This is a genomic window from Serratia liquefaciens, from assembly GCF_027594825.1.
Taxonomy (GTDB): domain Bacteria; phylum Pseudomonadota; class Gammaproteobacteria; order Enterobacterales; family Enterobacteriaceae; genus Serratia; species Serratia liquefaciens_A.
Map to the genome: position 1 here is coordinate 4,526,548 of NZ_CP088930.1, position 20,106 is coordinate 4,546,653.

The following is a 20,106-nucleotide window of genomic DNA, read 5'->3' on the forward strand; positions in this document are numbered from 1 at the left end:
ATTATTAACAGCGTCGGAATAAATGCGCCAGCGGGCGGTGAGCTCTCTGCGCAGCGCCACGCAGAAATTAAATTCCGCTGAACCAGTTATAGCCCTGATCTTCCCAGTAACCGCCGGGATTGGTATCGCTGACGAAAATGGCGGCGATATGCTTGGCGTTTTTGAAGCCCAGCTTGGTCGGCACCCGCAGGCGCAGCGGGTAACCGTAATCTGCCGGCAGCGCCTTGCCGCCGAAATCCAGCGTCAAAAGGGTCTGTGGATGCAGTGCGGTGGCCATGTCGATGCTGGAGTAGTAGCGGTCCGCGCATTTGAATCCCACATAACGGGCGTTAAGATCCGCCCCGACGTGCTGCAGGAAGTTGCGCAGCGGCACGCCCCCCCACTGACCGATGGCGCTCCAGCCCTCGATGCAGATCAACCGGGTTATTTGACTTTGCTGCGGCAGGCGTTGCAGCTGTTCCAGCGTCCAGGGGGCCTTTTTTTCTACTTTACCGGAGACCTCCAGCCGGTAGCTGGCGAGATCCACTTCCGGAACGTTGTATTCCGGGTAATACGCGTTGAACGGGAACGGATGGGTAATCTGATCCGGACGGTAGGTCTGCGCCAGCTTTTGGCCGTTGAACAACCAGGCTTGCACCCGATCGTTCCAGCGGGACATTGCCCACAGCACTTTATCCACCTGGTCACCGTCCTGCAGATTGCAGCCGGTCAGCATGGCGACGCCACCCAGCGTCATGCCGGAGCGAAGCATCAGGCGGCGCTGCAAATTAACCAGCTGTTTCTTTTGCGCCGGTTCCAGCCCCGGTGCCATGGGGCGTTGTTTTTTATCCGTCATGTTTGCCACCCGTTATCATTGCCCACAGCGTGCGCGGCACGATAATCACCATCAGCAGGTGAATCACCACAAATAAGCCAATGCCTGACATGGCGAAAAAGTGCACGTAACGCGCAATGTCAAAGCCGCCGAACAGGCTCACCAGGCCCTGCAACTGCACAGGTTTCCAAATGGCTAACCCGGAGAGCACCAGCAGCAGCCCCAAAAGCAAGACGCCGAGGTACATCAGTTTTTGAATGGCGTTGTAATGGCCATGCCGATGCTTGAGCCGCAGCGTCACGGCTTGCCAGATATCGCGCCGCAGCGCGCCGAGGCCTGGCGGCAGCAGATCGCGCCGCAAGTGGCCGCTGAACAGGCTCCACAAGACATAACACAGTGCGTTGCAGGCCAGCAGCCACATAACCGCCAGATGCCAGCCAATCGCGCCGCCCAGCCAGCCGCCAAGCGTGATCTGCGGCGGAAAGCGGAAGCCGAACAGCGGCGAGGCGTTATAGATCTCCCAACCGCTCATGAACATGCAGACCATGGCGAACAGGTTAATCCAGTGGGTAAGGCGAACCGGCCAAGGATGCACCGGCCGCGGCGCGTTGCTTTTCATCATGCACTCCTGAGTTACATCGGCGGAACGGTGCCGTCTTTGCCTGCAGAAATGCGGGTAGCGACGCGTTCGCCCTTATCGTCAGTGGTGGAGAACAACACGATATGCGCGCCCGGTTTCAACAGGCTGCGATCGCCGGGATCCAGGGTGACGATCGGCACATCCTCCGGCACGTTAACGGTTTTTTGCTGGTTGCCGTAGGTCACGGTCAGGGTGCGTCCGTTGGACTTCACCAGTTTGCCCACGGTGCCGTTGGTCATGGTGTCGACCTTGCCGTCGGCGGATTCCCAAGCCGAGTGGCCTTCGCCGGTGCCGCGCAGGCTGGCTGCGAACACGTGCACTTCCAACGCTTTCAAAGAGCCGTCCGGCTGCGGTACGGCAGCGGTGCCGATAAAGCTGTCCGGTTTGATATCATCCAGCGTGCCTTTCGACACGCTCAGCACTCGGGTCTGGTCATTGAGCTTGACGCTGACCTTTTCCCCTTTGCGGTCGGTGAGTTGCAGGCTGCTGTCGCTTACCTGATCGATAACGCCGCGCAGTGGGGCAATCACCTTGGATTGGGGTTGAGCCGCGGCGGCCGCACCGCTGCACAACATGAGGGTGGAAAGCAGTAAACCGGCAAAACGATGACGGGTAATCATAAAGTTCTCCTTTGTTTAGGTTGCCGGTTAAGCATGGTTGAACACCGGGGACAGCACCATGTCCGTTTGATGACATTAATGTCATCAAGAATGTCCGTCAGAACTGCTAGTATTTCCGCAAGAGTCATGAGGTGGCGATAATGCGAATACTGGTGGTTGAAGACGACATCAGCACGGGTGATTACCTGAAAAAGGGGCTGGGAGAGGCGGGGTACAGCGTCGATTTGGCACGTAACGGCACTGATGGCCTGTTTCGGGCACTGGAACACGGCTATGACGCTATCGTGCTGGACGTGATGTTGCCAGGGCTGGACGGCTGGCAGATTATCGAGGTACTGCGCAAGAAAAGTGATGTGCCCATTCTGTTTCTGACGGCGCGCGATGGGGTGCAGGATCGCATTCATGGCCTCGAACTGGGTGCCGATGATTATCTGATAAAGCCCTTCTCCTTTACGGAACTGGTGTTGCGTCTGCGCACTTTGCTGCGGCGTGGCACGGTACGTGAAGCCGACCACTATGTGATTGCCGACTTGCAGCTCGACGTGCTGCGCCGTAAAGCGGTGCGGCAGGAGCAGGTGATCGCGCTGACCAATAAAGAGTTTATGTTGTTGCATCTTCTGGTACGGCGCGAGGGGGAGGTATTGTCACGCACCATGATCGCCTCTCAGGTCTGGGACATGAACTTTGACAGTGACACTAACGTGGTGGATGTCGCCATCAAGCGGCTGCGAGCAAAAATTGATCGGCCGTTCGAGGTCAAGCTGATCCACAGCGTGCGTGGCATCGGTTACGTTTGCGAGCCGCGTTCATGAAGGCCTTGGCCCTACGTTGGCGTGCGCTTTCTCTGACGCTGCGCAGCGCCATGCTGTTTGCGCTGGTGGCGGCTTTGGTGGTCAGCGGAGCGGGAGGCTACCTGTATGGCGCAATGCGCCAGGAAATGACCACCCGCAGCGATTTGCAGGTCACCGGCCGGGTGGAGTACTACCGCCATTTGCTCAGCCAGCGTTTTCCGTTGGATCGCCTGACGGCGAATACCGGCCTGTTCGAAAATATGCTGGGCAACGAACAGGACGTACTGATTTTTCAACAGCCGGGGCAAAGGCCGTTAATCAACGTTAATCCGGCCAAGCTGAGCCTGCCACCGATGACTCCAACACCGGTCGGTGTGCCTCAGCGGTTGAGCGCAGTACAAAGTGGGCAGACTGAGCAGGGCGTGCCATTGCGTGCCGTATCGGCACTGGTCCGGCTGGAGGACGGCACCCTGCTGCAGATCTCCGCCGCCCACGTGATGATCAATGAGCAGAAAATGCTGGCGCGTTATTTGTGGCGGATAGTGGCAGCCGTGGTGGTGGCCTTCATTCTGATCGCATTACTGGGGTATTGGGTGATGCGTCGCGGATTGCAGCCGCTGTGGCGCATGGCGGCGCAGGCGGCGGTGATAACGCCGAATACGTTGTCGACCCGGCTGAGTGAACAGGGAGCACCGAAGGAGCTGCAACAGCTGACCCGTTCGTTTAACGCCATGTTGGATCGTTTGAACGAAGGCTATCAGCGTTTGACGCAGTTTTCTGCCGATTTGGCACATGAGATCCGTACCCCGGTGGGGGCGTTGATGGGACACTGTCAGGTAGCGCTGTATCAGGCCCGAAGCGTGGAAGAGTATGAAACGCTATTGTCGAACAACATGGAGGAGTTGGAGCGTATTTCCCGCATGGTGGAAAACATTCTGTTTCTGGCCCGCGCCGGTGAAGGACAGGCGGTATTGAACTATCAGCGTCTTGATGTGGCGCAACAGCTGCAACGGGTGGCGGACTATTTCGAAGGCCTGGCGGAAGAGCGGGGTATCACATTGGTTTGCCAGGGCGAGGGGCTGTGGACGGCGGATCCGATGCTGTTTCAACGTGCACTGAGCAACCTGGTGTCGAACGCAATACGTTATGCCGATGAAAACAGCGAGATTCAGCTGCGGGCCGTCAGCCAGGCCAATGGTGGGCTGGTGATACAGGTTATCAATCAGGGGCCGCCCATTTCACCGACGCATCTGGATAAGCTGTTCGATCGCTTCTACCGTGCCGATGCTGCACGCAGTGCGGGAAGTCACGCCAGCGGTCTGGGGCTGGCGATCGTCCGCGCTATCATGACGCTGCATGGCGGTACGGCGCATGCCCACTGTGCTGCGGGAGAAAACACTGCCTGGATAACCTTTAGCCTGGTATTTCCTGCCTTTGATTAATTTATGCCCGCCATTCAAGATCATTTATCGGTTATGTGGTGTATCAGACATGATCGGTGAAGGCGGTTATTCGTAACCAATTACTTTCATTTTACCTTTTCTTTCCCCAATATCCCCCACATTAAAAGATTAATTCTGCCAAGAATTAGGCCGATGTGACGCTGGGATCCCCAGTTTCTGAGTGAGCCTGACGTTGTCAAAATTCATCCCCCGTTACTTTGCTATTAAAATTGCTTGCATTAAATGAATGATGAGAATTTTCAGCTTAAAGGCGGTAATTTACAAAACAAAAAACTAACTTTAAGATCTTTTACATATAAATATATCAATGATAGTGATGTTTGTATAATCTTTGGTTATGTCTTATGAGAAAATTCTTATATCAAATACGATAAAATGTAACACATCCATTTTGTGGCGTTAATTGATTTTCATTACGATTGGTAGCTGAGCTTGAATAATTAACCTGATTAGATGTCGCTTAATATTTTATTAACATTTAACGCCTGGCGATAAATAATCACTAGAGTGAAACCTGTGAAAAAATGAAATATAGATTAAATGACCATATCATCTTTGATGTGGATACGGGGACCTTGAGCCCAACGGAGTTTTCTGATGATCCCATCTCGATTTCTAATCCGTCTAAGCGGTTACTGCTGCTATTGATTATGCATCATGGTGAAGCCGTGGGGCGGGAGGTGATATTCAAGAAGGTTTGGGATGATTATGGGATGGTTTCTGGAAACAATAATCTTAACCAGTGCGTGAGTAAATTACGCCGGGTCATTAAGAATTTGGGTATTGAAGAAGAGGTGATTGCGACCGTCCCAAAGGTCGGTTTTATGCTGCGTTACGAAATAATCGTTGAGTCCTGCGAAGCCCAGGAAGACCGTTTTGCCGACGGAGAAATACCTGCGGCCACACGCCCGCACGTTCAGCAAGAAATAGCCCCGGCGCCTGGCGAAACCGCCGTTAATCAGACTGTTTATGCCGGTTATTCCCGACGCTGGTGGGCGGTGGCCAGCGTGGTGGCGCTGGGCGTGATCATGTTGGTGGTCGGTATCACAAGTTATCTCAGTGGTTCTGCGACTCGCCAGGAGGTTTACCTTGGCAAGGTCAACAGCTGCAAGGTGTTTATGTCGATGCCCGGTACCTCGGCCGCAGTCAGTGCTGGTCTGAACCGTGACATTCTGGCCTATGCCGGCCCGCAGACGGCAGAATGCAGCGGTGATGAATTCCTGTTGGTGGTGCGCAGCAATCAGGTGCGCTCTTACATTTCCGGTATTTCCCGGTTGTTTTTTCTACGCTGTCGCATTTTGCGTGAGCACCGGGTTGAAATTTGTTCAGGTCTCGAAAGCGACAACGCTGTAATTACCCATTAATCATCGATCGGTGTCAGGATGAACGCCACCCCGGGGGAAAGGAATATGCCGCCAAATTTATTGTCTTGATATTAAATACTTAATTTCGACCGCCTGGTTAATAATACAGCATTTATCTGGCTCTGGCCTTATATTCTGTTAGCCTGCGATGTTCAGCACTTTCGCATCAACCGCTATTTTTATACCTAATTATGGTAATAGATTATGAAGAATATCTCTTTCAGGGAGGACATTCTCTTTTTCGAACCCAACCCCTGGGTGAGAAAAGGATTACGGGCTCTTATTGATCCCGACCCCATGCGCTATCAATTTGTCTACAGTATCAGGGAAATAGAGGCCTTACTTAAGGTGAATGAACAACAAATCCTCATTATGGAACTGTATAATGAAAATGAGAGTTTGTATGATGTATTACATTTCATTCTAACCATAAATGATATTTTGCCGAAGACATCCCTGATCATATTTACGGGCGTGACTAACGCCAGCATATTGGCCATTCTGGAAGCCGAAACTCATTTATCCCTGGTAGCAAAAGAAGATCCGCTGGATTGTTTAGTTGAAGCGATAGAGGCTGCCGGTAACGGAGGCAGATACTGCAGCCCAGGCATTCAGACGGCGCTGACCTCGTCAGTAGAACCCCTTTCCCGCAGCGAATGGCGAATATTGGCGATGATGATTGCCGGCGGAAATCCGCGTCATATTGCCAGCGTGACCCATCGAAGTTGTAAAACGGTCAGTAGCCATAAGTTGAATATCATGCGCAAGCTGGGTCTTAATCAGGCCGGTTTCATGCGCCTGATTTTAGCTTTCAGAATTCGACACCCAGTTTAAGAATTAACCGCCGGTCTGCCATCGCAATTCGCTGCACCGGCGGCTTAATACTTTACCATCGGGGAGTTTTCCCTTATTCACCCGCCTGGCTGCCGGATGAATTGATCTGCATCAAATTAAACATCCTACAAAAATAAAACGGCCGCGCTTATTTTGCTCTGGCGTAATGGCGCATTTTATATGCTTATTTTGGCGTTGTATGGCTGACAAAAACAACAAGCGTTTTGTCCTTGCATAGGTTCTGGATTGGTTTTTTTAACTTAATGAAAAGGTTATAAATATTAATATCAGAATATAAAACTAAATATTTATCAATTGATAGTTAATGATTCTTTTTTGATCTGATGCGGTTACTCTTTTCTCCGTCAAGCAGACTGGCTAAAAGCACTCATGTAAGTGGCTGGTTAAGGCACGTCACGCTAATGGACGCACAATCATATTTAAAGTTGAAGGGAGTTTTACCATGAAGAAAATTACACTGGCTTTGGCAATCATTTCCGCCTTCGCTGCGGTCAGCACTGCTCAAGCCGCCGACGTGACTGCTCAGGCGTTGGCTACCTGGTCTGCCACTGCAAAAAAGGACACCACCAGCAAATTGGTTGTTACCCCCATTGGCAGCCTGTCTTTCAACTATGCGGAAGGCATCAAGGGCTTTAACAGCCAGAAAGGTCTGTTTGACGTGACCGTGGAAGGGGACGCTACGGCAACCGCTTTCAAACTGACCTCCAAACTGGTTTCCAACACCCTGACTCAGCTCGATACCTCGGGTTCAACCCTGAATGTCGGCGTGAACTACAACGGTGCAGCGGTAGAGAAAACGGCTGAAACCACCATGATCGACACCTCTGCCGGTATTCTGGGCGGCAATCTGAGCGCGTTGTCCAACGCGTACAATAAGGCTGTCCGCACCAGCGCGCAAGACCAGTTCACCTTCACCATCATTGGCGCCACCTCTGACGGTACCACCGCCGTGACCGACTTCAGCACCCTGCCGGAAGGCATCTGGAGCGGTGACGTGAGCGTGGAATTCAACGCCACCTGGACCGCTTAATCCCGGAGTCACCGGTTTAAAGCAGGGGGGCAACCCCCTGTTTATTCCCCACCGCTGAAGAACGCCATTGGAATACCGTCATGAAACGATCCTCTCTCGCCGCTCTCCTGCTGCTGTCTCAACCCGTTTTCGCGCTCGATGTCGGTGAGATCAGCTCGTTCATGCACAGCGATAGCGCGCGTCTGAGTAAAGAAATCAGGAACACCACCGACAGCGGTCGTTTGGTGAACATAAAAATCGAGCGAATTTCCAGCCCGCTGGAGTCCGGCACCGTGGTTCCTATGGGCAGCAAGGATGAAATGTTGCTGTCGCCGGCCAGCCTGATATTGCCGGCCAATGCCAGCGACGTGATCCGTTTCTATTACAAAGGCCCCAACGACAACCAGGAACGTTATTACCGCATTGTCTGGTTCGATCAGGCGTTGAGCGATGCGGGGCAAAACTCGGCTAAACGCAATGCGGTGGCGACGACTTCAGCACGCATTGGCACCATTTTGGTGGTGGCGCCAAGACAGGACCAATTCAACTATCAGTTTGCCAACGGCCAGATCAAAAACACCGGCAATGCCACGTTCAAGGTGGTGGCGTACGGCAACTGCCGCGACAAGAAAGAGGGCAATGACTGCAAGGAAAACTATTTCGTCATGCCGGGCAAGGAGCGCGGCTTCACCAAAGTGAACGTCGGTGAGAAGAAAGGCCGCGTGGCGCTGTGGCACGGCGAACAGTTTATCCCAGTGAAATAGCGCATTGCGGAACCCACGGCAAAGCCTATGCGAAAGGGAACTCATAACCAGAATTCAAGGAGTGGGAAGTGAAAGGTGCGCTGGATGATGTGCTGTTGAAAACCTTGTTTGCCGCCGGCGCGATCGTACTTCCTGCCGTGATGCTGCCTGGCCAGACGACAATGGCTGCCGGGCTGACCCAAATTGATGGCGTGTTGATCCCGCAGACCTTCAGTCTGGCGTTGCGCGAAGGCATGAGCATCCCACTGCTGTTGCACTTCGAGAAAAATAGCGGTGTAAAAGACGATCGTCGTATCGGTCACGCTTTCTTGTACCTGGATAACGACCAACTGAAAATCCGTCAGATTACGCTGGAAGACGGCGACGAAGGTACGCCGCTGACCGCGGAAACCGTGACGCAGCTACAGGCGTTGCAGGAAGCCGCTTTTGATCGGCAGCAGCGTATTGCCCTGACGCCGGACGCCTGGCTGGCATTGGATTTCCGTCAGCTTAATTTGCAGCTGGTGGTAAAAGAGAGCGCGATGGGAACCCTGTTGCGTGCACGTTCCAGCGACATCGGCGCTTCGAGCGTCAATGCTCTCAGCAGCACGCTGGATTACAACCTCGGCGTTTACGATAACCGCACCCGGGCCAGCGAGGGCAATACCTCCAGCTACCTGTCGCTCAACAGCGTTACCGCGCTGCGTGAGCACCATGTGGAAGTGAACGGCTCGGTTTATGGCATTGGCAGCGGCGACGAGAATGCTACGCTGTACAAGGCGATGTATGAGCGCGATTTTGCCGGTCGCCGCTTTGCCGCCGGCATGCTCGACAGTTGGAACCTGCAGTCGCTGGGGCCGGTCACTACCATCAACTCCAGCAAGATCTACGGTCTGTCCTACGGCAACCGTGCCAACTCCACCGTCTTCGATAACAGCCAGTCGCTGACGCCTATCGTGGCGTTCTTCCCTTCTGCGGGGGAAGTGCACTTGTCGCGCGAGGGGCGGCTGCTCAGCGTACAGAACTTTGCTATGGGCAACCATGAAGTGGATACCGGTAACTTGCCTTACGGTATTTATGACGTCGAAGTCGAAGTGGTGGTCAACGGCAGGGTGGTGGATAAACGCATGCAACGGGTCAATAAATTGTTCAGCCCCAATCGTGGTGCCAATGCGCCGCTGGCCTGGCAGTTTTGGGGGGGAATGATCCGAATGGACGATTGGCGCGGCGATGACCAACGTCAGCGACCGGCAAAAGATTCTTATCTGCTTGGCGTATCGGCCACCGGCAATGCGCAAAACCTCAACTGGGCGCTGTCCGGCTACTCGTTTGACAGCAACGCCGTCGGTGAGAGTCGTATCAGCGTGCCGCTCACCGAGTCGATTCAGTTTAATGTGCAGAACATGGCCGCATCCGACAGCTCCTGGAGCCTGGTCAACAGCGTCAGTGCCGCACTGCCCGGTGGTTTCAGCAGCCTGTGGGTCAATCAGGAAAAAACGGTGATTGGCGACAAGCTATTGCAAAACGATGCGCATAACCGCGCCATAGGCGGAACGATGAATTTTGGCGCCCTGTGGTCGCCGCTGGGAAGCCTGAGCCTCAGTTACAACGACGATAAAAAGAACAACAGCCATTACTACAACGCCGATTACTACCAAAACGTGTTTACCGGCCGCTTTGGCACGCTTGGCGTACGCGCCGGCGTACAGCGCTACAACAACGGCGGCTACAGTTCGAATACCGGCAAATATATCGCGCTCGATTTCTCTTTGCCGATGGGCAACTGGCTGAGCGCCGGTGTTTCTAATCAGAACGGCTATACCACCGCGAATCTGGCGGCACGCAAGGACATTCAAAACGGCCCGATCCGCACCCTCGGTGCCAACCTGTCGCGGGCGATCTCCGGTGATACCAAAGGCGACAACAGCGTTAACGGCGGTGCCTATGCGCGCTTTGATACCAAGTATTCCGTCGGTACGGTCAACGTCAGCAGCTCCGCCGACGGTTACGTCAATTCAAGCCTGTCCGCCAGCGGCAGCGTGGGTTGGCAGGGGCGCGATATTGCGGTCAGCGGCAGAAACGAGGGCAATGCGGGCATCATTTTTAATACCGGTATTGAAAACGACGGCATGCTGACGGCTCGGGTCGATGGGCGGACGGTGAAGCTGACCGGCAATAAAAACTATGTGCCGCTGTCGCCGTACGGTCAGTACGAAGTGGAGCTGATGAACAATAAAAACTCGGCGGAAAGCTTCGACATCGTCACCAAACGCAAGAGCAAACTGACGCTGTATCCGGGTAACGTGGCGGTGATCACCCCTGAAATCAAACAGATGGTGACGGTATTCGGTCGCATCAAGGCTGAAGACGGCACCCTGCTGGCCAATGCCTACATCAAAAACCATATCGGCCGCACCCGCACCGATGATAAAGGCGAATTCATTATGGACGTCGATAAGAAATTCCCGGTTATCGACTTTACCCACAGCGGCAACCAGAGCTGTGAAGTGGATTTGGATCTGAGCAAGGCGCAGGGCGCCGTGTGGGTGGGGGACGTGGTCTGTACCGGGCTGAAAACCTATGCCGGCAATCTGCAGGCGGGAGAAATGATCAATGAAGGCTAATATTGCGCTGCTGCTCATACTGTGGGTGGCGTTGCCGTTACACGCGGCGGTTACCGTCACCAACTGGCCGAATGCCGCGACGGTGAAGTTCGTGTTCGTTGAAAATAACGCGGACGACAATTTTTTCGTCACCCCGTCCGGCGTGCTGGATCCGCGTATGACCGGCGCCAACAAGTGGACCGGGCTGAAATACGGCGGCTCCGGCACCATCTATCAGCAAAGCCTCGGCTATGTGGACAATGGTTACAACACCGGCCTGTCGGCGAACAATCGCTTTGACATGTGGCTGGAGAATGCGCCAATCAAGAATCCGTTCCTCGGCCTGCGCTGCATTAACTGGTATGCGGGTTGCAATATGGACACCAGCCTGATCCTGCCGCAAAGCACCGATGAAAAGGGTTTTTATGGCGCGGTGGTGACGCCGGGCGGCGCCAAATGGATGCACGGCATGATGTCGCCGAGCTTCTACCAATACTTGCAACAGATGGCCCCCGGCGATGCATTCAGCATGCAGATTAACAGCTGCCAGACTTCGGCCAACTACGATGCCGGCGCCGGGGGGCGGTGTCAGAATCAGGCCAGCGGCAACTGGTACAAGCGCACCGTTACCCACAGCAAGGCTGCCCATCTGCGTTTTATTAACACCAACGCGGTGTCGGAAGTGTTTGTGAACAGTGACGGGGTACCGATCATCGGCGAGGGCAATGCCGACTGCAAGAACCAGACTATAGGCGCACGCTCCGGCATCATGTGCAAAATGGTCAGCTACGATCTGCAGACCGACGGCAGCGTCAGCAATACCTCGATCCACGTGTTTCCGGCCATTAACCATGCGGCGCTGACCTCGGCGGTGAACGCCGCCGACCTGCAGTTCAGCCTGAACGGCAACAGCTGGAAAAACACCTCGGGTACCGGCAGCTATTACACCTTTAACGAGCTGAAAAGCAGCAACGTCATCTACGTCTTCTTTGCCAGTAATTTCTTTAAGCAGATGGTCAAACTGGGGATCTCCGACAGTGGCACTCGTGACCTGATTAACTTCCGTTTCCAGAACACCACTTCGCCGGAGTCCGGCTGGTATGAGTTTTCCACCTCCAATCAGCTGATTATCAAACCGCGTGATTTCAGTATCAGCATCATTTCTGACGATTATGACAACACCCCTCATCGTGAAGGCTATGTCGGGCCGGCGGAACCGCCGTTGGAGTTTGGCTATATCGTCACCACCAGCGGCAAAACCGCTGCCGATGAGGTAAGGGTGATGGCGACGGGCCCGACACAGGCGATCAACGGGATTAACTATTGCCTGTTCTCCTCGGCGGATAACATCACCAGGGTGCCTTTTCCGGCCACGCTCAGCGTGACCACCAGCACCAACGGTCAGCAGAGCTATGACGCCGGCTGCGACGGGCAGTGGCATGACATGACCAATGCGTTATGGAGCAGTACGCCGTGGAACGACATTTCCGGTGAGGTAGGGGTATTAAACAAAACCCGGGTGACATTCAGTATTCCGATGAATAACCCGATCTCGCTGAAAACGGTGGACGGTTCAGGTTGGTACGGTGACGTCAGCGCCGCCGGGGAGATCCACGTTGAAGCCACCTGGCGCAATATCAACTAGGGGAAGGGCCGTGAGAAGCTTGCTGTTCTGGCTGCTGTGCCTGCCGTTTCACGCTACTGCGATTAACGTCGGCACCCTAACGTTCGCTATGGATCAGGACCAATCGTTCACCGCCAAGCGCGTACTGAACAATAACCGCAGCGCGCGTATTTATCAGGTGACGCTGCGTGCCATTGACCGACCGGGAGAAAGCGAAACGCGGAGCAAACCTGCCGATGGCGAGCTGCTGTTTGCCCCTCGTCAGCTCCAGCTGCAGGCGGGGCAGGGCGAGTATTACAAGTTCTTTTACCGCGGGCCACAGGATAACCGTGAGCGCTATTACCGGGTGTCATTCCGAGAAATTCCGACCCGTTTATTCGATCCCGCAGGGCAAAAGGCGACTGGTGTGACGCTGGAGCCGATCGTGGTGATGGACACTATTTTGGTGGTGCGGCCGCGTCAGATCAATTTTGCCTATCGGCTCGATACGCAGCGCGGCACCCTCACCAATACCGGCAATACCTACTTTAAATTCCTGCTAAAGCCCGGTTGTGACAGCACCGACGAACAGGGAATAACCGAGTACCTGCGCCCTGGCGATACGCTGACCCATGCCGGCATTCGCCTGAAAGGTCAGAAATTTATCATCTATAACGACAAATTTATCAGCATCGATAAAAGCTGCCTAAACGAGTAATAACGCGCTAGCGCAGCGGGATTGAGAAGCGGAAACAGGCGCCGCTTTGCGGCCGCTCAACCAGTTGGATATCGCTGTCGTGCAACAGCAAAATGCGCCGCACGATCATCAATCCCAGTCCGCTGGCATGGCGGCGCGCGCTGCTCAGAATCGAAGGCCGAACGAACAGATCGGCGCGCAGCTCCTGCGGGATACCGGGGCCACTGTCGTTAAGCTGAACCAGCACCTTGCCCGCCTGCTGCCACAGGCGCACTTCAATCTCGCCCCCCTGTGGCGTGTGACGAATAGCGTTGTCCAGCAGGTTGGTCAACACGCGTTCAATCATGCTGACATCGGCGAACACCAATGGGATGCCCGGCGCGATATCGGCCAGCAGCCGTTGCTGACGAGCCTCGGCCGCCAGCTCGAACTTCTGGAACACATCCTGCACCAGTTCGCTGAGCGAAAATGGCTCTTTCTGCGGTTTCACCACGCCATACTCCAACCGTGCCAGTTCGAACAGCTCCTGCGCCAGCCGACCGACCTTGCGGCTCTGCGCCAGCGCTATCTCCAGATAGCGTTGGCGATCGTTTTCACTCAGGCTGGCGGATTTTACCGAAAGCGTTTCCAGATAGCCGTGCAGCGAAGTCAGCGGGGTACGCAGGTCGTGCGAAATATTGGCGATAAACTCGCGGCGCTGTTGGTCCTGCTGCGAAAGCGACTGCCACTGTATGGCGATGCGTTGCGCCATGCTGTTGAAGGCTTGCTGCAGCCGGCTGACTTCGTCGCGCCCGGCGGCGTTGACCGGCAGCGCGGCATAGGCCTGAACCGCTGCGATACCGCCGCTGTCCAGTTCACTGACCTGGCGCGTAAGGCGACGGATAGGCCGGGTGACCCAATAGAAAGCGAATCCGCCGGCCAACAGGCTGAACAGCACCATCAGGCCCGATGACCATAGCGCCATGGAAACCGCAGAGCTAAACAGCGCGTTGCTGGCCAGGGCGTCGTAATCTTCGCCCAGCAGTACCACGTACAAATAGCCTTCAACCTGGCCATTGACCTTCAGCGGTGCAGCGCTGAACACTTTCCTGGCACTCAGGTTGCGCGGATCATCGCCGTAAACCGGCATGCTGGCCCCATCGAACAAGGCCTGCAACGGCAGCAGATCCACTTTCTGGCGTTTCAGGTGGCCGGCCGGCGCGGCGTTGCCAATGATGTTGCCCTGTTTGTCGAGCAGGTAGACCTCAACGCTGGGGTTTACCGCCATCAGTTGATCGAACAGGCTGTGAACCGAGGGGGCGTTCAGCCCGTTTTGCCCCAACAGTGGATTACTGTCGGCAATGTGTTGCGCCAGATTACCGGACAACCGCTGGATCACCGCCTGGCTGTACTGGGTACTGCTGCGCACCTGGATCCAGCCGGATATGGCGCAGCTGACCACCATCAGCAGTGCGAAGATCAGGGTCAGACGTTGCGTTAACGTAAGATTTTTCATGGTTCACTCTTGCGGCGCTGCCGCGAATTTGTAGCCCATACCCCACACGGTGAGGATGCGCTCGGGTTCCGCCGGGTTGGTTTCAATCTTGATGCGCAGTCGGTTGATGTGCGTATTCACGGTGTGCTCATAACCTTCGTGCTGATATCCCCATACCTGGTTGAGCAGGCTCAAGCGGGAAAAGACCTTGCCAGGGTGTTTGGCAAAAAAATACAGCAGGTCGAATTCACGCGGCGTCAGGTCGATGGCTTGATGATTCAACAGCACTTCACGCGCAATCGGGTCGATGGTCAGCCCGTCAAAACTCAGCGTGCCGGCGTCCATCCTCAGGTTGCGGCTCATGGCTTCCTGGCGGCGAAACAGCGCTTTAACCCGGGCCACCAGTTCCAGCATCGAAAAGGGTTTGGCGAGGTAGTCGTCGGCACCGAGTTCCAGCCCCAGCACGCGATGTACTTCACTGGATCGCGCGCTGGTGATGATGATCGGCGTGTAGCGCGTCATGTTGCGCGCGCGGCGGCAGATCTCCAGCCCATCGATCCCCGGAAGCATCAAATCGAGGATCAGCGCGTCCCAGCCACCCTGTTCCAGCATCGCCATACCCAGATTGCCATCGGCGGCATGGCTGATGTCATAACCCTCGTCGCGCAGATGTAACTGCAGCAGCTCCGCGATATTGCCGTCATCCTCGACGATTAAAATTTTCTTTGGCTTTTCCATTCTCTCACCGCTGATTGCCAGGCCTTAGTGAAGTCTACACAACCGCCGGAGCCGGAGTTATCACATTTTATTTAACTTTGCGTGAGGTCTTGGGGAACAAATCGGACGGATACTCAGCCCATCGAAACCGCCACCGTCAGGAGAGACACCATGGCCATGTCCATTACGCCGGAGAAACCCGCGCTGATCCACCCGCTGTGGCTACGCCTGACGCACTGGCTGAATGCGCTGGCGATGCTGATTATGGTCACCAGCGGCTGGCGCATCTACAACGCTTCACCGTTGTTCAACTTCAGTTTTATCAATGAGCTGACGCTGGGCGGTTGGTTGGGTGGGGCGCTCCAATGGCACTTCGCCGGCATGTGGCTGTTTGTGATCAATGGGCTGTGCTATTTGCTGATCAATCTGTTCAGCGGCCGTCTGAAACGCAAATTCTGGCCGCTGAGCCCGAAAGCCTTGTTGGGTGATCTGCTGGCGGCGCTGCGAGGCAAACTCGGTCATAGCGATTTGCGTCATTACAACATGGTGCAGCGAGCTGCTTATCTGTTTGTGATGGTGGCAGGCGTGGTGATGGTGATGTCTGGCCTGGTGTTGTGGAAGTCGGTGCAATTTCCGCTGCTGCGCGAATTGCTCGGCGGCTATGAAGCGGCACGTTATATCCACTTTTACGCCATGTCGGCGCTGGTGGGGTTTGTAGTGGTGCACCTGGTCATGGTGGCGCTGGTACCACGCACGCTGCTGGCCATGCTGCGCGGACGTTAAGGAGAACCTGATGAAAACAGATAAACCCGCTATCAGCCTGAGTGAAGGCAGAGAAATCGTCAGGGAAGCACAGCAGCTGCTGGCGCGCCAATTGGCCTCCTCTTCACGCCGCCGTTTTCTGCGTAACGGGTTGACGCTCGGTGGCATTGCGATGCTCACTGGCTGCGATCTCAGCGACAACACCCATGTGGAACAGGCGCTGAGCCGTGTTTCGCGCTTTAACGACCGGGTGCAAGGGTGGCTGTTTAACGCCGACCATTTGGCGCCGGTGTATGCCGAGTCGCAGATTACGCGTCCGTTCCCGTTCAACGCGTTTTACGCCGAAGAAGAAGCGCCGGACATCAATGGCGAGGACTATCGGCTGGAGGTCAGTGGCCTGGTGCTGAATAAGCAACCCTGGACCTTGCCGCAATTGCACAGCATGACGCAAATCAGCCAGGTGACGCGCCATATCTGCGTTGAAGGCTGGAGCGCCATCGGCAAGTGGGGCGGCGTACCTTTTGCGCAATTTTTGCAGGCGATCGGCTCTGACCTGAGCGCCAGCTATGTCAGCTTCAAATGTGCCGACGATTACTACACCAGCATCGACATGGCCACGGCGCTGCATCCGCAAACCATTATGGCGCTGACCTACGATGGCCAGATCCTGCCGCGCAAATACGGCTATCCGATGAAGCTGCGCATGCCGACCAAGCTCGGTTACAAGAACCCGAAACATATTCAGGTCATAGAGGTCACCAACCGCTTTCCCGGCGGCTACTGGGAAGATCAAGGTTACAACTGGTTTGGCGGCAGCTAACGGCTACCGCAACCGTCCCCGGCACACAGGTGCTTTTTAAATGAGAAAAGGAAATACCATGAAAAAGTTATTCGCAGTCATGATGTGTAGCGCGTTGATGTTAGGTTCCCTCGGTGCCAATGCCGCCGACAGCATGGGCAAAGACGCGATGAAAAAAGACGGCATGAGCCAGATGTCGCACGAGGGTATGGCCAAAGACGGCATGAAAAAAGAGTGCATGGGCAAGGATTGCATGAAGAAAGACGGCATGGGCAAAGATGCCATGAAACACGACGGCATGAAGAAAGACAGCATGGGTAAAGATGCCATGAAGCATGACGGCATGAAGAAAGACGGCATGAAGAAAGACGGTATGGGTAAAGACGCAATGAAAAAAGACGCTATGGGGCAGTAAGCCGCCGCGCCCCGCAGCCGGATAGCCGGTGGTTTAATCCCGGCTGCGGGCAGCACAACGGGAGGGACGATGGTTCAGACAATGTGGCTGCAGCGCTTTAAGCGCTCGAACTGGGACGTGGCCTTTATGCGGCTGGCGCTGGTGGTGATCTTCGCCGCTTTCGGCTATGCCAAGTGGTTTGATTATGAAGCGCAGGGGCTGGTGCCTCTGATTGGTAATAGCCCGCTGCTGGCCTGGATGCACGATGTGTTTGGCATTCGCGGTGCCAGTTATGCGTTAGGGGCTGCCGAGTGGAGCTTTGGTCTTTTGCTGCTGGCCGGTTTTTGGTCGCGACGTTTGGGGCTATTGGGGGCGGTGGGATCGACGCTGACTTATCTGACGACCCTGACGCTGATCTTCTCCACGCCGGGTGCCTGGGAAGCTTCGGCCGGTGGCTTTCCGGCGATGGGCGGAGCCACCAGCTTTCTGCTAAAGGATCTGGTGTTATTGGCGGGGTCGATACTGCTGCTAAAAGCCGACTTGCCTGACGATATGTCGTAAAAAAGGGCGCAGTTTTTAAACTGCGCCCTTTGTCCGTGTTGGACGGATCACATATCCGGGAAGGTCAGGGTATTGCCCGGCGCCTCACGGTGGATATGCACAAAGTTCAGGTGTTTCTCATACTGATCGAGAATATCGCCGATCACCTGCTCTTTGCTGTAATCCATCAGGTCATTGCCCTGGGTACCTTCCATCAGGAAGGTTTCCAACCGGTAGTAGTGCGACTTGCCGGAGCGGGCGCGATAGGTAAAGCCCGGCACCGAATATCGCTGTGGCCAGATCTGGTAGATGAAGTTCTGCTCTTCGCCCAGATGCACCAGCAGCTCCAGATGGCTCAAGCGCTCATCTTCGGTCGGCGGCACCTCACTGAATTCCACTTTGGCACCGCGCAGTTCCAGCTCACGCGCCACTTCTTGCATCGCCGGTCGGCAACGGGTATCCAACATTTTCTGCGTGTATTGAGTGCCAGGGTAATTCATCACCCGCGACAGCCGCTGTTTCCAGTTAAGCACGTCATTGCTGGACACCGGCATTGGCGCGCTGGTGTTCAGCGCGCTGGCCTTGCGGTAATCCTCTACCCGCAGCGATTTATACAGACCGGCCATCACGAAGAAGATCACAAAGCTGAATGGCAGGCCCATGATCACCGTGGTTTTTTGCAGCGCGGGCACGCCGTCGGTCATCAGCATGCCGATGGTCAGCAGGCCAATGGTTATCGACCAGAAAATTCGCAGCCAGTTGGGCGCATCGTTGTTGATGTCGCTCAGACGCGAGGTGAAGTTACCCAGCACCAGCGAACCGGAGTCCGCCGACGTAACGTAGAACAGCAGGCCGGTGATGGTCGCCACCGAGGCGCTGAAGGTGAAGCCCGGATACTGTGCCAGCAGGCTGTAGAAACCACGTTCCGGATACTGCATCACTTCCTGCGCGAAAGCGGCATTGCCGTGAATGATCTGGTAAAGCGCGCTGTTGCCGAAAATCGACAGCCACAGCAGGGTGAACACGAAAGGAATAATCAGCGTACCGACCACAAACTGACGGATGGTGCGCCCACGCGAAATGCGCGCCAGGAACAGGCCGACAAAAGGTGCCCAGGCTACCCACCAGGCCCAGAAGAACAGGGTCCAGTTGTTCATCCACTCTACCGGCCGGTCGAAGGCGAAGCTGTTAAGGGTCATCCCCATAAAGCGGTTAACGTAATCGCCGACGTTGAGCACCAGCGCATTGAGCAGGAACTCGGTATCGCCGAAGAACAGCACGAACATGATCAGCCCCAACGCCAACAGTACGTTGAGCTCCGACAGAATGCGGATGCCTTTGTTGACGCCCGAGGTCACAGAAATGGTCGCCATGATCACCGAAAGCAGGATCAGCGCGGCCTGAACCGTCAGGTTTTCCGGAATGTGGAACAGCACTTTCAGCCCGTAGTTTAACTGCACCACGCCAATACCCAGCGTGGTGGCGATGCCGAAGATGGTGCCCAGCACGGCCGCAATGTCTACGCTGTGGCCGATCGGGCCGTTGATGCGTTTGCCAAAAATCGGGTAGAGCGCCGAACGGATGGTCAACGGCAGGTTATAGCGGTAGCTGAAGTAGCCGAGGGCGATGCCCATCAGCGCATACATCGACCAGCCGGTCAGGCCGTAGTGGAACAGCGTCCACACCATGGCCTGGCGGGCGGCTTCCATCGTCTGGCCCTGGCCTTCCGGTGGCATCATATATTGCGTCACCGGTTCGGCGACCGAGAAGAACATCAGATCGATGCCGATGCCGGCGGCGAACAGCATCGCTGCCCAGCTCATCAGGCTGAATTCGGGTTTCGACTGTTCTGGCCCGAGCTTGATCGAACCGAAGCGCGAAGCGGCGATAAACACCACAAATACGATGTACAGGGTTGCGGCCAGCAGGTAATACCAGCCGAAGGTGGTTGAAACCCAATTCAGGGTGCGGGTGATCCATCGCCCGGAGAAATCGGTAAAAAAGATGGTCATCAGCGAGAAGGCCAGGATCAGCCCCGCTGAGGTAAAGAAAACCACCGGATTAAGGCCATCCTGTTGTGGTTTTGAGGAGGTTTCGCGTGTTGTCATCGTCTTCCTCTGTTTTTTAACAACTGAGTAAAATCGTGCCCACACACCAGCCTGAACGGACGCATCGGCGCCGTCCGGAAAAGTGCGGATATAAAGCCGCGGCAATCGCT

19 protein-coding genes are annotated in these 20,106 nt (G+C 55.3%); 13 read left to right on the top strand and 6 right to left on the bottom strand.

Annotation, left to right across the window (positions count from 1 at the left end; translation table 11 throughout):
* Positions 1 to 67: 67 nt before the first annotated feature.
* From LQ945_RS20920 to LQ945_RS20930, 3 genes are read right to left on the bottom strand one after another with little or no spacing between them, the layout of a single operon-like run.
* Positions 68 to 835 carry a molybdopterin-dependent oxidoreductase gene (locus LQ945_RS20920; RefSeq protein ID WP_270101642.1) on the bottom strand — a complete coding sequence of 256 codons (768 nt, stop codon included), beginning with the start codon at positions 833 to 835 and terminating at the stop codon, positions 68 to 70.
* Positions 825 to 1,433, bottom strand: coding sequence for a cytochrome b/b6 domain-containing protein (locus tag LQ945_RS20925; protein WP_270103012.1), 609 nt, complete (start codon positions 1,431 to 1,433; stop codon positions 825 to 827). The genes LQ945_RS20920 and LQ945_RS20925 overlap by 11 nt, the downstream gene beginning before the upstream one ends.
* A 14-nt stretch (positions 1,434 to 1,447) precedes the next feature.
* On the bottom strand, positions 1,448 to 2,074 hold the full coding sequence (locus tag LQ945_RS20930; RefSeq protein ID WP_270101643.1) for a hypothetical protein: 627 nt from the start codon (positions 2,072 to 2,074) through the stop codon (positions 1,448 to 1,450).
* A 140-nt stretch (positions 2,075 to 2,214) separates the two neighbouring features.
* On the opposite strand from LQ945_RS20930, the gene LQ945_RS20935 reads away from it, so the two are divergent.
* From LQ945_RS20935 to LQ945_RS20975, 9 genes are all read left to right on the top strand, one after another.
* Positions 2,215 to 2,886: a heavy metal response regulator transcription factor gene (locus LQ945_RS20935; protein ID WP_020825935.1), complete on the top strand. Its 672-nt coding sequence runs from the start codon at positions 2,215 to 2,217 to the stop codon at positions 2,884 to 2,886.
* Positions 2,883 to 4,307, top strand: a complete 1,425-nt coding sequence (locus tag LQ945_RS20940; protein WP_270101644.1) for a heavy metal sensor histidine kinase — start codon at positions 2,883 to 2,885, stop codon at positions 4,305 to 4,307. The genes LQ945_RS20935 and LQ945_RS20940 overlap by 4 nt, the downstream gene beginning before the upstream one ends.
* Before the next feature lie 545 nt (positions 4,308 to 4,852).
* On the top strand, positions 4,853 to 5,692 hold the full coding sequence (locus tag LQ945_RS20945) for a winged helix-turn-helix domain-containing protein (RefSeq protein ID WP_270101645.1): 840 nt from the start codon (positions 4,853 to 4,855) through the stop codon (positions 5,690 to 5,692).
* 204 nt (positions 5,693 to 5,896) lie between these two features.
* Positions 5,897 to 6,526 (top strand): response regulator transcription factor, encoded by a 630-nt coding sequence (locus tag LQ945_RS20950; RefSeq protein WP_269934243.1) that lies wholly within the window; start codon positions 5,897 to 5,899, stop codon positions 6,524 to 6,526.
* A 463-nt stretch (positions 6,527 to 6,989) separates the two neighbouring features.
* On the top strand, positions 6,990 to 7,577 hold the full coding sequence (ecpA, locus tag LQ945_RS20955) for a common pilus major fimbrillin subunit EcpA (protein WP_044549247.1): 588 nt from the start codon (positions 6,990 to 6,992) through the stop codon (positions 7,575 to 7,577).
* Positions 7,578 to 7,657: 80 nt separating this feature from the next.
* A complete protein-coding gene (locus tag LQ945_RS20960) occupies positions 7,658 to 8,320 on the top strand; it encodes a hypothetical protein (protein WP_262240251.1) in 663 nt (220 codons plus the stop codon).
* Between the two features lie 140 nt (positions 8,321 to 8,460).
* Complete coding sequence (locus LQ945_RS20965; RefSeq protein ID WP_270103013.1) at positions 8,461 to 10,923, top strand: CS1-pili formation C-terminal domain-containing protein; 2,463 nt, start codon at positions 8,461 to 8,463, stop codon at positions 10,921 to 10,923.
* The gene (ecpD, locus tag LQ945_RS20970; protein WP_269934242.1) at positions 10,913 to 12,547 is read left to right on the top strand and encodes a fimbrial adhesin EcpD; all 1,635 of its coding nucleotides are present in this window, start codon (positions 10,913 to 10,915) and stop codon (positions 12,545 to 12,547) included. The genes LQ945_RS20965 and ecpD overlap by 11 nt, the downstream gene beginning before the upstream one ends.
* A 10-nt stretch (positions 12,548 to 12,557) precedes the next feature.
* Entirely contained in the window at positions 12,558 to 13,223 is a 666-nt protein-coding gene (locus LQ945_RS20975) for a fimbria/pilus periplasmic chaperone (RefSeq protein WP_182821115.1), read from the top strand.
* Between the two features lie 7 nt (positions 13,224 to 13,230).
* On the opposite strand, the gene LQ945_RS20980 is transcribed toward LQ945_RS20975, so the two are convergent.
* Positions 13,231 to 14,697 carry a sensor histidine kinase gene (locus tag LQ945_RS20980; protein WP_270101646.1) on the bottom strand — a complete coding sequence of 489 codons (1,467 nt, stop codon included), beginning with the start codon at positions 14,695 to 14,697 and terminating at the stop codon, positions 13,231 to 13,233.
* A gap of 3 nt (positions 14,698 to 14,700) precedes the next feature.
* Positions 14,701 to 15,414, bottom strand: a complete 714-nt coding sequence (locus LQ945_RS20985; RefSeq protein ID WP_044549251.1) for a response regulator transcription factor — start codon at positions 15,412 to 15,414, stop codon at positions 14,701 to 14,703.
* 150 nt (positions 15,415 to 15,564) lie between these two features.
* On the opposite strand from LQ945_RS20985, the gene LQ945_RS20990 reads away from it, so the two are divergent.
* From LQ945_RS20990 to LQ945_RS21005, 4 genes are all read left to right on the top strand, one after another.
* Positions 15,565 to 16,176: a cytochrome b/b6 domain-containing protein gene (locus tag LQ945_RS20990; RefSeq protein WP_270101647.1), complete on the top strand. Its 612-nt coding sequence runs from the start codon at positions 15,565 to 15,567 to the stop codon at positions 16,174 to 16,176.
* A 10-nt stretch (positions 16,177 to 16,186) separates the two neighbouring features.
* Complete coding sequence (locus LQ945_RS20995) at positions 16,187 to 16,975, top strand: molybdopterin-dependent oxidoreductase (protein ID WP_270101648.1); 789 nt, start codon at positions 16,187 to 16,189, stop codon at positions 16,973 to 16,975.
* A gap of 58 nt (positions 16,976 to 17,033) precedes the next feature.
* A complete protein-coding gene (locus LQ945_RS21000; RefSeq protein ID WP_270101649.1) occupies positions 17,034 to 17,369 on the top strand; it encodes a pentapeptide MXKDX repeat protein in 336 nt (111 codons plus the stop codon).
* A 69-nt stretch (positions 17,370 to 17,438) separates the two neighbouring features.
* The gene (locus LQ945_RS21005) at positions 17,439 to 17,909 is read left to right on the top strand and encodes a YkgB family protein (protein ID WP_182821105.1); all 471 of its coding nucleotides are present in this window, start codon (positions 17,439 to 17,441) and stop codon (positions 17,907 to 17,909) included.
* Between the two features lie 47 nt (positions 17,910 to 17,956).
* On the opposite strand, the gene LQ945_RS21010 is transcribed toward LQ945_RS21005, so the two are convergent.
* On the bottom strand, positions 17,957 to 19,996 hold the full coding sequence (locus LQ945_RS21010; RefSeq protein WP_182821103.1) for a choline transporter: 2,040 nt from the start codon (positions 19,994 to 19,996) through the stop codon (positions 17,957 to 17,959).
* Positions 19,997 to 20,106 lie beyond the last annotated feature (110 nt).